Source organism: Streptomyces sp. NPDC038200 (assembly GCF_055600785.1).
Window position 1 is genome coordinate 1 of record NZ_JBVJYH010000024.1, and the last position, 13,086, is coordinate 13,086.

At 73.6% G+C, this 13,086-nt stretch carries 15 protein-coding genes and 1 pseudogene; 6 read left to right on the forward strand and 10 right to left on the reverse strand.

What is annotated here, in order from left to right; all coding sequences use genetic code 11:
• Window positions 1–91: 91 nt before the first annotated feature.
• The 4 genes from ACZ7KF_RS35090 to ACZ7KF_RS35105 all read right to left on the reverse strand — a co-directional run bounded on the left by ACZ7KF_RS35090 (window position 92) and on the right by ACZ7KF_RS35105 (window position 3,145).
• Entirely contained in the window at window positions 92–979 is an 888-nt protein-coding gene (locus ACZ7KF_RS35090; RefSeq protein WP_471084455.1) for a Gfo/Idh/MocA family protein, read from the reverse strand.
• 35 nt (window positions 980–1,014) lie between these two features.
• Window positions 1,015–1,998 carry an ATP-grasp ribosomal peptide maturase gene (gene tgmB, locus ACZ7KF_RS35095; RefSeq protein WP_471084458.1) on the reverse strand — a complete coding sequence of 328 codons (984 nt, stop codon included), beginning with the start codon at window positions 1,996–1,998 and terminating at the stop codon, window positions 1,015–1,017.
• An 18-nt stretch (window positions 1,999–2,016) separates the two neighbouring features.
• Window positions 2,017–2,208 (reverse strand): putative ATP-grasp-modified RiPP, encoded by a 192-nt coding sequence (tgmA, locus tag ACZ7KF_RS35100; RefSeq protein ID WP_225826162.1) that lies wholly within the window; start codon window positions 2,206–2,208, stop codon window positions 2,017–2,019.
• A 100-nt stretch (window positions 2,209–2,308) separates the two neighbouring features.
• Window positions 2,309–3,145 carry a fructosamine kinase family protein gene (locus ACZ7KF_RS35105; RefSeq protein WP_471084764.1) on the reverse strand — a complete coding sequence of 279 codons (837 nt, stop codon included), beginning with the start codon at window positions 3,143–3,145 and terminating at the stop codon, window positions 2,309–2,311.
• A 319-nt stretch (window positions 3,146–3,464) separates the two neighbouring features.
• Between ACZ7KF_RS35105 and ACZ7KF_RS35110 the strand changes: the two are divergent.
• Window positions 3,465–3,760, forward strand: a pseudogene (locus ACZ7KF_RS35110) (tRNA-dependent cyclodipeptide synthase).
• Window positions 3,761–3,768: 8 nt separating this feature from the next.
• Entirely contained in the window at window positions 3,769–4,056 is a 288-nt protein-coding gene (locus tag ACZ7KF_RS35115) for a cytochrome P450 (protein ID WP_471084767.1), read from the forward strand.
• Between the two features lie 73 nt (window positions 4,057–4,129).
• Here ACZ7KF_RS35115 and ACZ7KF_RS35120 read toward each other — a convergent pair whose 3' ends face one another.
• Both ACZ7KF_RS35120 and ACZ7KF_RS35125 read right to left on the reverse strand, forming a co-directional pair.
• Window positions 4,130–5,008, reverse strand: coding sequence for an SCO6745 family protein (locus tag ACZ7KF_RS35120; RefSeq protein WP_471084461.1), 879 nt, complete (start codon window positions 5,006–5,008; stop codon window positions 4,130–4,132).
• Between the two features lie 175 nt (window positions 5,009–5,183).
• Window positions 5,184–5,390: a hypothetical protein gene (locus tag ACZ7KF_RS35125; RefSeq protein WP_471084464.1), complete on the reverse strand. Its 207-nt coding sequence runs from the start codon at window positions 5,388–5,390 to the stop codon at window positions 5,184–5,186.
• Window positions 5,391–5,747: 357 nt separating this feature from the next.
• On the opposite strand from ACZ7KF_RS35125, the gene ACZ7KF_RS35130 reads away from it, so the two are divergent.
• Window positions 5,748–6,365, forward strand: coding sequence for a hypothetical protein (locus tag ACZ7KF_RS35130; RefSeq protein WP_471084467.1), 618 nt, complete (start codon window positions 5,748–5,750; stop codon window positions 6,363–6,365).
• A 150-nt stretch (window positions 6,366–6,515) separates the two neighbouring features.
• Window positions 6,516–7,184, forward strand: coding sequence for a class F sortase (locus tag ACZ7KF_RS35135; protein WP_471084470.1), 669 nt, complete (start codon window positions 6,516–6,518; stop codon window positions 7,182–7,184).
• A 119-nt stretch (window positions 7,185–7,303) separates the two neighbouring features.
• Here ACZ7KF_RS35135 and ACZ7KF_RS35140 read toward each other — a convergent pair whose 3' ends face one another.
• Together ACZ7KF_RS35140 and ACZ7KF_RS35145 are read right to left on the reverse strand one after the other, a co-directional pair.
• Window positions 7,304–7,876, reverse strand: a complete 573-nt coding sequence (locus tag ACZ7KF_RS35140) for a TetR/AcrR family transcriptional regulator (RefSeq protein ID WP_225826169.1) — start codon at window positions 7,874–7,876, stop codon at window positions 7,304–7,306.
• Window positions 7,877–8,299: 423 nt separating this feature from the next.
• Entirely contained in the window at window positions 8,300–8,650 is a 351-nt protein-coding gene (locus ACZ7KF_RS35145) for a winged helix-turn-helix transcriptional regulator (RefSeq protein ID WP_471084473.1), read from the reverse strand.
• A gap of 75 nt (window positions 8,651–8,725) precedes the next feature.
• On the opposite strand from ACZ7KF_RS35145, the gene ACZ7KF_RS35150 reads away from it, so the two are divergent.
• Complete coding sequence (locus ACZ7KF_RS35150) at window positions 8,726–9,613, forward strand: NAD(P)-dependent oxidoreductase (RefSeq protein ID WP_471084476.1); 888 nt, start codon at window positions 8,726–8,728, stop codon at window positions 9,611–9,613.
• A 117-nt stretch (window positions 9,614–9,730) separates the two neighbouring features.
• On the opposite strand, the gene ACZ7KF_RS35155 is transcribed toward ACZ7KF_RS35150, so the two are convergent.
• Both ACZ7KF_RS35155 and ACZ7KF_RS35160 read right to left on the reverse strand, forming a co-directional pair.
• A complete protein-coding gene (locus ACZ7KF_RS35155; RefSeq protein ID WP_471084479.1) occupies window positions 9,731–10,345 on the reverse strand; it encodes an SUKH-4 family immunity protein in 615 nt (204 codons plus the stop codon).
• A 372-nt stretch (window positions 10,346–10,717) separates the two neighbouring features.
• A complete protein-coding gene (locus ACZ7KF_RS35160) occupies window positions 10,718–11,704 on the reverse strand; it encodes a L,D-transpeptidase (RefSeq protein WP_471084482.1) in 987 nt (328 codons plus the stop codon).
• A 384-nt stretch (window positions 11,705–12,088) separates the two neighbouring features.
• On the opposite strand from ACZ7KF_RS35160, the gene ACZ7KF_RS35165 reads away from it, so the two are divergent.
• A complete protein-coding gene (locus ACZ7KF_RS35165; protein ID WP_471084485.1) occupies window positions 12,089–13,042 on the forward strand; it encodes a LysR family transcriptional regulator in 954 nt (317 codons plus the stop codon).
• Window positions 13,043–13,086 lie beyond the last annotated feature (44 nt).

Below are 13,086 nucleotides of genomic sequence, written 5' to 3' on the forward strand. Positions count from 1 at the left end.
GTGCGGTGCAGTCCTAGACAGCTCCACCACACCGGAGGTCTTCGCCATGATCAAGCCCGCCAAGTGTCAACAACGCTCGTGATCAATACACCTAGTCCGTGCCGCTCGCCAACCGGGCCTCCGCCGTCGCCAGGATCTCGGTGACCCGGAGGCCGAACGCGGCGTCGCAGGGGTGCGGGCGGCCCGTGCGGGCCGCCCGCACCAGTGCGTCGGCGGCCCGGGCGAGCGCGGGGACCGCCCCCTCGGAACTCCCCGGCAGGACCGTCACACCCGCCTCGCCGCGCAGTTCCACGTCCGCCCCGGCCGCGGCCGGCGGCGCCGACAGGCTCAGCGTGAGGGTGCTCGACGCGCCGGTGGCGTGGTCGAGCACCAGGTGGACGGTGTCCGCCGGGCCGTGTGCCGCCGCCACGACGTGCCGCACGTCGCCGAGGACCGGCAGCAGGACCGACAGGGCGTGCGGGCCGACGTCCCACAGGGCGCCCTTCTCCCGCCGCCACGGCGAGTCCGCGAACGGGCTGTCGGTGGTGAACACCGCGCCCAGCCACTGCGCCCGCGCCGTGAACCAGCCCGCCGCGGCGGCCTGTTCCTCGATCCAGGCCTCCGGCTCCTTCTGGAAGCGCGCGGTGAAGAACACCACCGACGCCACCCCGGCCCGCTCCACCGCCTCCGCGACGGCGCGCCCCTCGGCGACCGACACCGCCAGCGGCTTGTCCAGGAGCAGATGACGGCCCGCTCGGGCCGCGCGCACCGCCGACTCGGCCTGTACGGAGGGCGGCAGGGCCACCGCCACCGCGTCGACGTCGGCCAGCAGCGCGTCCACGTCGGCGTAAGCGGCGACGTCGTACTGCTCCGCCAGCGCCGTCGCCGCCTCCAGCCGGCGCCCCCACACCCCGGCGAACTCCAGGCCGGTGTGCCCGGCCAGGGCGGGAGCGTACGCCGCCCGCGCCCACGGGCCCGTTCCCAGCAGTCCGATGCGCATGTCGTGTTCCTTTCTCCGTGCCGATCCCCGCACCCTCAAGAGGCTGCGCTCCGGTCGCTCTCCGCACACCTGCGGCCCCCGTCCCCCTGCCCGGCCAGCCACGCGGCGATCGTGGCGGCGATCGGCTGGCCGGTGTCCATCTCGACGAACCCGAACTGGCCGGACTGGTTGCACTCCAGGAACCACCAGATCCCGTCGGAGTCCTCCGCGAAGTCGAAGGCCCCGTAAGCCAGTTCCGCACCCGCCATGTAGCGGAGCACGCCCTCGGCGACGCGTGGCGGCACGTCCGCCGGCAGCCAGGGGGAGACGGACGGGGCGAACCGGACGTCCACCTCGTCCGGGTGGGCGTGCGGGTCGGCGGGCTTGCGCGCGGCCAGCAGCGTCCCGCCGACGACGGTGAGCCGGATGTCGGCCCGCTTGGGGACCCGCCGTTGCAGCAGGGTCGGGCCGAAGGCCACCGCGGAGAAGTCGGCGTCCGGCGCGACCCGGCTGGTCGGCACCGCTCGGGGCGGCTCCTGCGGATGCGCGCCGGAGACCGGCTTGACCACCAGGTCCGGGAAGCGTTCCGCGAACTCCCGCGCCGCCTGCGGGAACGTCGTGATGAGGGTGGCCGGCACCGCGAGACCGCTGCGCTGGGCCAGATGCAGCTGCCAGGGTTTGTGGCGCGCGCGGCGGGCGGCGTCCGGATGGTTCATCCAGCGGGCGTCGCTGCAGCGCAGCATGCCGTACAGCGCCTGCGACGACTCCTCCGTCAGCCAGGCGGACGGCTGGGCGGCGCGGGCGGCCGGGACTCCCGGCCTGCGCACCCAGACGGAGCGCAGGCCGTTCATGCTCACCAGGCGACCGCCGACGGACAGATGTCCCCGGCCGGCGCCGTGCACGTACTCGCCCGACAGCGCCACCCCGTTCGTGAGATCGGCGGGGTCGAGCCGGACGACGGGCACACCGGCCTCGCCCAGCCGGAGGACCACCATGTCCGCCGTCACGTCTTCCTCAGTGGTCAGGATGAGCACGGTCATCGTTCGCAAGCCCGCGGTTCAGTCGTCGAAGTGCGTCTTGGAACCGGCGGTCGAGGTCGTCGTCCCCAGCGCTCTCAGGGTCGCGTGGTCGGTGGCGGCGATCCGTCCGTCCGCGAGGACGTTCAACTGCAGTCCGGAGTCGTATGCGTACGGAGTGGTGACGTCCAACTGCACAACGGGCCGCGCGTAGTTGAGCGTGAACGGTTGCATGGTCTCTCCCTGATTCGGCTTTCACGTCCTTATACGAATCGAACGGGTGAATGGTTTCCTTACGCTCCGTGATCACTGCTCGGAAGCGGTGTCGTATGCGTCACTCCGCGAGCGCCGACCGCGCGGCCGCCAGCGCCTGCTCGGCGTAGCCACGCCCGAACAGCACCGCGTGGACCAGGAGCGGGAAGAGCTGGTGCAGTGCCACCCGGTCCCGCCAGCCGTCGGCCAGGGGAGCCGCCTCCTGGTAGCCGGCGAGGACCCGGTCCAGGTGGGGGCAGCCGAACAGTCGGAGCATGGCCAGGTCGGTCTCCCGGTGACCGCCGTGCGCGGCCGGGTCGATGAGCCGCACCTCGCCGTCGGCGCCCCACAGCACGTTGCCGTTCCACAGGTCGCCGTGGAGCCGTGCGGGCGGCTCCGCCGGGCCCGCCAGCCGGGGCAGTCGCGCGCAGACCCGCTCGAACACGGGTGCTTCGCCGGGGCGGAGCGTGCCGCGGTCGACCGCGCCGCGCACGTACGGCAGTACGCGGTGCTCCGCGTACCAGCGCGGCCAGTCGGTGCCGGGCGCGTTCCGCATGGGGGCGAGGCCGATGTAGGCGTCCTCGGGGCCGTCGGGCGGCGGAGCCCCGAAGTGGGGTGCGCCGGCCGCGTGCAGAGCGGCCAGAGCATGGCCGAAACGCAGCGCCGACTCCGGGGTGGGTGACCCGGTTCGCACCCGTTCGGTCACCAGCCAGTGCTCGTCGTGCCCGAGCACCTCCGGCACCCGGACCGCGTGGGCGGCGGCCAGCCAGCGCAGCCCCGCCGCCTCGGCGCGCACCGCACCGGGACCGTCGCCGCGCTTGACCATCACCGGTGTCCCGCCGTCCAGCAGTACTTCGGCGGGTGACCCCGACGACCGCCGGGCCTCGGTGACCGCGCGCCCGGTGAGCCGGGACGCCACCTGTCCTGGATCCTCGTCTCGGTTGACCACGGCCCCAGGGTACGGCCCTCAACGAGAGCCGGTCGCGGGGCAGTTCAACCGTTGATACGACTGATTTCGGCCAAACCCAGGCGGTTACTACGCGTGGTGATCCGGTACGGCTAGCGTGATGCCGCCGCGTCGCCACACCGGGGGCACAGGGCCCCGCAGGGACCAGCGCCGGCGGAGGATCTCCCCCGTGACCACAGCATCCGTGCTGATGGCCGACGTCTTCGAAGTCCAGCCGTACACCTCCCACTGCTAGGTCGTCCTCGATGAGGGCGCGCACGCCGTGATCGGCGTGTCGCCGGGCAACAGCTACTTCTCCGCCCGTCGCCCGCACGACCTCGCCCGCTGGGGCTGGACCACTTCGACCGGGTCGACTTCGTCTACACCGACCTGTACGTCGCCGAGATGTACGAGGCCTCCGGCCAGCCACCGGACGAGGCCCGCCGCAAGGCCGTGAAGAACCTGCGCGGGGTGCGCGCCAAAGTCCGTGGCGCCGTGTCGGCGGCCGACGCGGACGGCACCCGGCTGGACTGGCGTCCGATGTCGGAGTTCCGCACCCCGCCTACCAGGAGATCCACCGGTACCTGAAGGCACGGCTGGTCTCCGACCTCGTCCTCGCGGAGGGCGCCCACCTCGACCCGGACGAGTTCCCCGACCCGCACCGCTTCGACGTCCACCGCGACAACACCGCCGACCATCTGTCCTTCGGCGGCGGCGCGCACTACTGCGCCGCGACCGCGCTCGGCCGCGCCCATGCCCGCATCGCCCTGGAGGTCCTGCTCGACCGGCTGCCGGACCTCGCCCTCGCCGTCCCGCCGGGCCAACCGGTGTGGCGCACCGGCTTCATGAAGCGGATCCCCGAGCGGCTGCCGGTGACCTGGTAGCCCCGCGGCACCCCGCCACCCGGCACGGGGCGCCGCCGGCCCGGTACCCCGGGCGGGGGCGCCGGTGAGGGCCTCAGCGGCCGACGGGGTACGTCCCCCGGGTCAGCCCCACCGGATTCCCGGGCGGCAGCAGCCCCGACCCCTCGACGGCGCGGGCCAGCGGCTCCAGCAGCGCGGCCAGGCGCTCGCTCCGCTCGGCGCCCAGCGCGGCCCATGGTCCCTCGGCCGCCGCGTCGGTGAGCGCCTCGGCCTCCGCGCGCACGGCCGCACCCGCGGGCGTGAGCGAACCGTCCGCCGTGAGCCGGCCGTCTGTGCGCAGCCGCGCCCCGGCCGCCGCCCAGTCCTCCTCCGGCCACTTCCGGGTCTCCCGCAGGAAAAGCCCGTCGGACTCACCGGCCGCCGCCTTGAGCACCATGGCCTCCACGGGCCCGAGCCCCAGGCTCACCAGTACCGCCACATGGGAGTCGCCCCGGTGCTCGCGCAGGGTCGTCACGGCCTGCCACAGGCGTGCGGCGGGCCGGTCCGGGCGGTCCACCGCCTGGTTGGCGGCGGCCAGCACCCTGCCCCTGGTGTCCGCGGCCGCCGCGGCCTCCCACGCGAGGTCCGCCGCCTCCGCGAAATCGGCGGAGCCGACGGTGTCCGCGCCGAACAGACGGGTCATCGCCGCCTCCATCGCCTCCTCGCGGGCCGCCAGCACGTCGGCCGGAGCGGCGTACGTCCAGGCGTCCGGCAGCGCCCGGGCCACTCGGGCGGGGTGGAAGACGTAGAAGCAACTCGTCACGACGGACGGCGGCGCGGCGCCGAGCGGGGCCGCGCGCAGCGCGAAGTAGCCCATCCAGAAGCCACGCAGTCCGAGTTCCTCCGCCGCCCGGTGCGCCTCGGGCGCGAAGTACACGAGATCGTGCACCGGCTCGTACCGCTCCCACAGGGCTCGCGCCGTTCCGTCCGCCACTGCTTCCTCCCACCGCCTCGGCCTGCCGTGCTGTCGGCACCAGCCTGCGTTATGACTGCGGTCATAACAAGAGGGCGGTGATCACAAGGGTCGTGATCACAAGGGCGGCGGTCACGAGGGGGGCCACGAGGGCGGGGGACACGAGGGCGGGGGGACACGAGCCGTGCCCTGGGTGTCACTCGGTGCCGAGCTGGACACGGCCGAGGGCGTTGCCGAGCAACTCCGTGAACCACACGGCCCGGCCGGGCCCGGTCGTCAGGCTCAGGGGCACCTTCTCGGCGCCGTCCGGCACCGGGAAGGTGGTGACCGTGCCGGTCGCGCCGACGCGGCCGATGCCCGGCGCGGGCCGGGACGGCGACGGCGGTGACGGCGAGCAGGGCACCGGCCCCTGCGGCGACCAGTCGCCGGACTCCGGGTCCGCGGAGGGCGTTCACGAGCATGGGGTGCCTCCTTCTCGGTCGGCGTCCCTCCGCCGGGCCGCGCGCTGAACGGACGGGAGCCGCGTGCGCCCTGCCGGCGTACGACTCGGTCACTCGTCCAGGCGTCGGCCCGCTTCGGCGATTGGGCCGGACGAGGGGCCGTACAGCGGGCGCGCTGGGGCAGACGGGTGGCTTGGTGACCCGGCTGGGCGGCCCGGATGGTGGGAGCCAGGGGCCTCACTGACGGTGGTTCATGTCGGGACCGGGTCCATCCAGCTGATGAGGTATCCGCTGCCCGGTCACGGCGGAAGGACATCACTATGCGCTCTGCCCGCATGCTCCTGGCGACGTCGGCGGCCACCGCCGCCCTCGCCTTCGCCACGCCCGGCGCGGCGTTCGCCGTCCCGGCCGAGCACGACGGCGGCCGTGACGGCTCCTCGTACAGCAGGGAGCAAGACAGCGACTCCGACCGTGGCCAGGACAAGGGATCCGACAGCGACCGAGACAGCGGCTCCGACAGGGAGCAGGACAATGACTACGGCAACAAGCGGGACAGCGGGGGTGAACACGACGGCCCGCGCGGCGGAATGCACACGGGTGGCGGAGCGCTCGCCACGGTGCGCAGCGGCGACTGGGGTTCGGACGGCGAGGACAAGTTCGATCCCGAGAGCTACCGCGACAAGGGCGAGGACGAGGGCGGTGGCGGCAAGGGAGACAAGGGGGACAAGGGCGGCAAGGGCGACCGGGAGGAAAAGGGCGGTGGCAAGGGTGACTGGGGTGAGGACGAGGAGCGCGGCAAGCCGCACGGCGGCATGCACACCGGCGGTGGCGCGCTCGCGTCGCCCGGTGTCACCGCGGGCGGCCTCGCCGTGCTGGGCGTAGCAGCCACCGGTGCGTACGCGCTGCGCCGCAAGAAGGCCGCCCAGCCGGCGTCCTGACGGGCCGCCGAGTCCCAGGGGCTGCGGACGCCGCCGATACGCCGACCGTGTCGGCGGCCCGCGTCCCCCGGCGCCCCGCCCGGACGCCGGTTCCGGCGCCGCCCCCTGCCCTGATCCCCGTGCTGCCGTGCCCGAGTGAGGTGGTGTCCGATGGCAGCAGATCCCTCCACGAACCCCTCAGCACCCCCGGCGGGCGAGCTTCGCTCCGGCCGCGGCGGGCGGCTGACGCTGTGGGGCGTGGCGGCCGTCTTCCTCGCCGTCGGCATGTTCGGCGGCCATCAGGGGGCGGACGACGAACCGGGGGCGCACCGGGCCTCGGGCGCCGGCGCCGCGTCGACGGCCGGTCCGCGGCAGCCCGGCGATGCGCTGCCCCGCTCCTCGCCGACCCGTCTGCGCATCCCCAAGATCTCCGTGGACGCCCCCTTCACCACTCTGGTGATCGGCGCCTCGGGTCAGCTCCAGCCCCCGCCCGCCGGCGACACCAATCTCGTCGGCTGGTACTCCGACGGCGTCTCGCCCGGCGAGACGGGCACCGCGATCATCGCCGGGCACGTCGACACGGTGACCTCCGCGGCCGTCTTCGCCAACCTCGACCGGCTGGAGCCCGGTGACCGGTTCTCCGTGGAGCGGACCGACGGACAGACGGCGGACTTCGTCGTGGACGACGCCGAGACCTTCGCGAAGGACGACTTCCCCAGCAAGCGGGTGTACGCGGACGCCGACCGGCCCGAGGTCCGGCTCATCACCTGTGCCGGGGACTACGACCACACGGTGCGGGACTACACCGACAACCTGGTCGTCTTCGCCCACCTGGTGTGAGCCGGCGGCCCCGGGACCAGGGGGTCCTGGGGCCGGGCGGCCGTGCGGTCGGGCGGCGCGGTGTCAGGTCGGCGGTGAGGGGGCGGGGCGCAGCGCACGGACCTGTGTCCCGGAGGAGATCAGGGGTGCGCGGGCCAGTTGCGCAGCAGGGAGTCGAGGGCGTCCAGGATCCGGGTCCACGACTCCTGCGAGTCGGGCGCGCTGTGGCTGAAGCCGCCGGCCGACTCCAGACTGACGTAGCCGTGGAAGACGCTGCCCAGCAGGCGGACCGCGTGGGTCTGGTCCGGCTCGGTGAGGTCGTAGCCGCGCAGGATCGCCCGGGTCAGCTGGGCGATCCGGACTCCCGCGCTGCCCGCCGCGGTCTCCGGGTCCAGAGGGTGCCGGGCCGCCGCGTAGCGTCCGGGATGCGTCCGGGCGTAGTCGCGGTAGACGTCGGCGAAGGCGCCGAGGGCGTCCTTCCCGGACCGGCCGGCCAGCGCTTCGGCGGCACGGTCGGCCAGCTCCTCCAGCGCGAGCAGCGCGATCCGCGTCCTGAGGTCCTGGGAGTTCTTCAGGTGCGAGTACAGGCTCGCCACCTTGACGTCGAACCGCCGGGCCAGCGCGGACGCCGTGACCTGGTCGAAACCGACCTCGTCGGCCAGCTCCGCGCCGGCCCGGACCAGCCGTTCGGTGGTCAGACCCGCACGCACCATGGTTCCGCCCCTTTCGCCGGAGGCGATTATGGAACTTCCTAAAGGCTTTAGGCAAACGGGAAGGCGACGAAGCCGTCAGTGGTGACCCGGCAGACGTCGGTGCCGGGGGACAGGCTCCGCTCGATCGGGGCCGGCGGCGGACGGGAACCGGTTCGGCGCCGGGAGCCGACGGTCGTACGCGTGCAGGGCCACGGGGCGTCCGGACCGTAGGGGGTTCGGGGGGCGTCCTCGGCCCCTCGATGTCCCGGTTGACGATCGCGGTGGCGAGGGGACGCGCGCCCCTGCCGGGCAGGCGCCCGGAGGAGGGACGCGGACCACCCACTTCTTTGTGGGTACTTGGCAGCCCCCGACCAGCCGGGAGAGGCTGTTCACCGAGGTCAGGGGCTGCCCGAGCACACAGAAGGAGGTGACAGCCGCAGCGCCTCAGGACGCCGCTTCGCGCTCGCGAAGCCGGTCCAGACGGCGGTGGCCCCACGCGGCCAGGGGGTCCAGGGCCTCGGCCAGGTCGCGGCCGTACCCGGTCAGCGAGTACACGGTCTTCGGCGGCAGCACATCGTGCACCTCCCGGTGCACCAGCCCGTCCTCCGCCATCTCGCGCAGCGCCTGGGTCAACACCTTCTCGCTCAACCCCGGCAGCCGGCGGCGCAGTTCACCCGGCCTGTGCGGGCCGGACTCCAGCAGCCACAGCAGCGACGTCTTCCACTTGCCGTCGATCACGGCGATCGCGGCGGTCACTCCGCAGACGTTCGGGTCCTGGGCACGGCTGCGCGTCATCGGCGTCCTCTTCGTCCACTTCGTTTCCCACGGCCGACCGGCCGCTCTCTTGCCATCACCTTCGGGAGTTGCAACATGTCCACGACCACGAATCTTCCTGCCGTCACCGTGCTCGGCCTCGGTCCCATGGGCCGCTCGCTGGCGGGCGCGTTCCTCGAGGCCGGCCTGCGGACCACGGTCTGGAACCGCACGCCCGGGAAGGACCGGGAACTGATCGAGCAGGGCGCGACCGGTGCCGCGTCGGCCGAGGAGGCCGTGGCGGCGGGGGAGCTGACCGTCGTCTGCGTGGTGAACTACGACGCCTCCGACACGATCCTGCGCCGAGACGACGTCACCCGCGCGCTGAAGGGCCGTACCGTCGTGAACCTGACCGCCGACACCCCGGGCCGCGCCCGGGACACCGCGCGGTGGGCGGCGGCCCACGGCATCGACTACCTGGACGGCGCGATCATGACGCCGGCGCCCAGCATCGGCACCCCGGAGGCGGTCTTCCTGCACAGCGGGCCCCTCGACCTCTACGACAGGCACCGGGCGGCGCTGGAGGTGCTCGGCGGGACGCACACCCACCTGGGGGAGGAGATCGGGCGCGCCGCCACGTTCGACATCGCGCTGCTCGACGTCTTCTGGACCGCGATGGCGGGGTACGCGCACGCCGTGGCGCTCGCCCGGGCGGAGGGTGTCACCGCCGGCGAACTGGCCCCCTTCGCCCAGGGCATCGCGGCGATCCTGCCGCCGCTGTTCGAGGAGTTCGCGAAGGACTTCGACAGCGGGAGCCACTCCGGTGAGATCAACCCCATCACCTCGGCCGTCTCCACCATGGCCCATGTCGTCGCCGTCTCCGAGTCCCACGGCATCGACGCGGCCGTGATGCGGGCCGTGGAGGGCCAGGCCCGCCGCGTCATCGGCCTCGGCCACGGCACGGACGGGTTCATCCGGGTGGCGGAGGTGCTGGGCCGGCGCTGACTCCGCACGGCGGGCCCGCGGTCCCTCGACCGGCCCGGGGCCCGCCCAGTCCGACCGACCGCGGCGAGCGGGGATCGCAGATGCGACCGCGCGGTTCGTGGGTGACACCGGTGCCGCTCATCCGTAGAGCGAGCGGCCTCCCGGGCTGTTGCCCAGGAAGCGCTGGCCCGCGGCGATCTCGTCGGCGACCACGGACCAGACGGTCTCGTCGTCGAGGAAAGGGAGCGGGTCGATGGTGCTCGTCTCCTGGCGGATCCGCTCGACCTCGCGCTCCAGGCGCTCGAAGCCGGCTTCCTCGTCGCCGTCGTCGCTGAAGGTGAACTCCTCCAGCAGGCGCTGGAACCGGAGGGTGACCTGGACGAGGGAGGAGACATCCGTGTGGAGTTCCCGCACGGTCTCCTCGTCGGCGTCGAAGGCGTGCACCGTGCCGGAACGGGGGTCGAGGGCGAGGTGGGCGTTGAGCAGCCAGCCGATGACGGGCCATCGGCCCGCGTCCGGCGAGGCGTCCTCGAAGTCCTCGGTGTCGACGACGTCCTGGACGAGGGGGAGCCGGTCCGCGTCCTCGTCGGCCTCGCGCAGCCAGAGCGTCCCGGTGGGGACGCCGACGGTCTGCAGGAGGCGGGCGCCTTCGGTGTCCGCGCTGGAGGGCGGGAAGGCGGTGGCGGGCAGGGTCGCGAGCCGGTCCTCGCCGAAGACGGCGGCGAGTTCGCCGCGGGTGACGTCGAAAAGCACTGCCTGAACTCCGAACTCCGCGGCGGCACGGGCGCCGCGGGACGCTTGGCGGACGGAAGCGGTCACAGCGACAGCGCCGCGGACCGAGGTGCTTCCGGTGACTCCGATTCCGCGGGGTCGCTGCCTCGCACGCAGGTTCTCACTTCCTCGTACCAGGCATCGAATCGGTGGAGTGCCGCCCTCACCGGAGTGCCGCGCTCACCGGCCGGCGAGCAGCCTGCCCCCGCCCTCCCGCACGAACCGGTCGGGCCCGTGCGGTGTGTCGCCCTCGGAAGCGACCCCGCGAGAGGGCCGGGGCCGCCGGTGATCCGTCTGCGATCCCGGCGGCCCCGGCTCCCCGGTCGTTCCCCCTGGCGCCGCCACCGCAGCGGCTCACAGCGTCGCGGTCGTCCCCTGCCCGGACGCGCTGCCGGCCAGCCATTCGTCCCAGCCCAGGTTGAAGGCGGCGTAGCCGTTGTCGGCCGAGGCCTTGGCACGGGGCGAGCCGGTGATGGTGACGGGGTCGCCCTGCTTGACCTGGCGGTAGAACCACTTGGCGTCCGACATGGACAGGTGGACGCAGCCGTGCGAGCCGCGAGCGCTGCCGCTGCCCGGGTTGGGGTCGCCGGTCGAGTAGTGGACGTACGTGCCGGACTGGGTCAGGTGGACGTCCCAGGGCAGCGTGAGGTCGTAGTAGTTGGGGCTGCCCTTGTCGCAGCTGATGCCGACGCTGCAGGAGGTCATGTGGACCTTCTCCTGCTTGTCGATGACGGCCATCGTGCCGTTCCACGTCGGATACTGGGCGCTGCCCGCGTTGATCGACAGGGTCCGCACCGCCTTGCCGTTCCGGGTCACCTTCATGGTGTGGCCGGTCACCGAGACGTCCGCGCGCACGTCGTCACCGATCGTGAAGGTGTGCGTGTAGCCGTGCACGCCGTAGCGTCCGTTGCCGTTGCTGACGCCCTTCATGTCGGCGTCGATCTTCACCTTCGTGCCCGAGGGCCAGTACGTCTTCGGCCGCCAGTCGGCGCGCTTGTCGCCGAACCAGTGCCAGGCGCCTTCCACCGGCTGCGAGGCGCTCACCTTCATGTGCTTCTCCACCGTGGCCCGTGCCTTCGGCGCCACCGGATTCGTGAAGACCACCGAGATCGGCATGGCCACGCCGACCTTGGTTCCCGTCTGCGGGGTGATCGTCTCCAGCAGCATCGGCGGGCCCGCGGGCTTCGTCGGGGACGCGGAGGCGCTCGCGCTCGGCTTGTCCGCCCCCTTCGCGTCGTCCCCGCTCGCCTTGTCACCGCCGCCCCCGCCGCAGGCACTCGTGCCCACCAGCAGCGCGCCCGTGACGAGTGCGATCCCTATGCCGCCCTTGCGCCGTCCCACGACCTGCCCCGCTCTCTCGCGTTCCTGCCCTGACGGGCCCGACTCTCTGTCAGACCCCGCGCGGGGGAGCCGTAGTTCCGCGCGGCGCGTAAAACGTCTCTCAAAACTCGCTGCGTGACGCCCGGGGACCCGCTGTGCGACGGGTGCTTCGCCTCTCGTGCACGACCGGGCTCATGGCGCGGGGCGGCGTCGGCGGTGGGCGGTCGCCGGTCGTCCGTACCCTGGCGGACCTGCGCCTTGTGTCCGGGAAGGCACAATGGAACGCTGCGGTCCGCCGGTCGTGAGCACGGCCGGCGAGGGCCGGGGGACCGGAGCGCGCACGGCCGTGGCCGCGGATGGGCGCGGGCGCGGGACCGGACGAGGAAACGGACGGGGAGTGGAGCGATGGAGCTGGAGCTGCGGCATCTGCGGGTGCTGTGCGCGATCGCCGACGCGGGCAGTGTGGGCCGCGCCGCGGCACAGCTGGGCTACTCGCAGCCGGCCGTGAGCACTCAGCTCCGCCGCATCGAACGCCACCTGGGGGAGGCGCTCTTCGAGCGCGGGCCGAGCGGGGTCCGGCCGACCCGGTACGGCGCCGAGGTCGTCGAGCAGGCCCGCGACGTCCTCGCGCGGGCCGCCGCGATCGGGCACCGTCCGGCCGCCGCCCGCGCCCGCCGGACGCTGCGTGTGGCCGCCACCAACTCGCCGGTGCTCTCCGGCACGGTCTCCCGCGTCCGCGCCCGGCTGCCGGAACTGACGATCGCGGTCACCAGCGCCTACGCGTCCTCGCGGATCGTGGAGCTGCTGGAGGAGGGCGCGGTGGACGCCGCCATCGCCGCCGACTACCCGGGCATGGAACTACGGCACTCGACCGCCGTACGGCACCGCGGGATCGTCACCGAGCCCACGTTCGTCGCCCTGCCCGCCCGGCACCGGCTGCGGCAGAGCGCCCAGGTGCAGCTCGCCGACCTCGCCGAGGACGCCTGGTTCGTGACCCCGGACGACGGCGCCGGCTGGCCGGGGGTGTTCTACGACGCCTGCGCGGCGGCCGGGTTCACGCCGGTCACCGTCCACGAGTGGCTCGGCGACCAGACCCAGCTGCAGAGCATGATCGCCGACGGTCTCGGGGTGTCCCTCGTGCAGCCGACGCTGCGGCCGATCCCGCATGTCGTGGTCAAGCCACTGGTGGGTTCCCCGCTGTGGTGCCGCTATGTGCTGGCCTGGCGGCCGGACGCCGTCGCCGACGACGTCGTGGAGACGGTGTTCCGGTCCGCCACGGCCGCGTACCGCGATCTCGTCGCCCAGGCCCCGCATCTGCGCACCTGGGCCTCGCGCACCTGGAGCGTCGCCGGGGCGTAGGCGCACCGGTACCGGGCGGCGGGCGCCGGGCCCGCGGGTGCCGA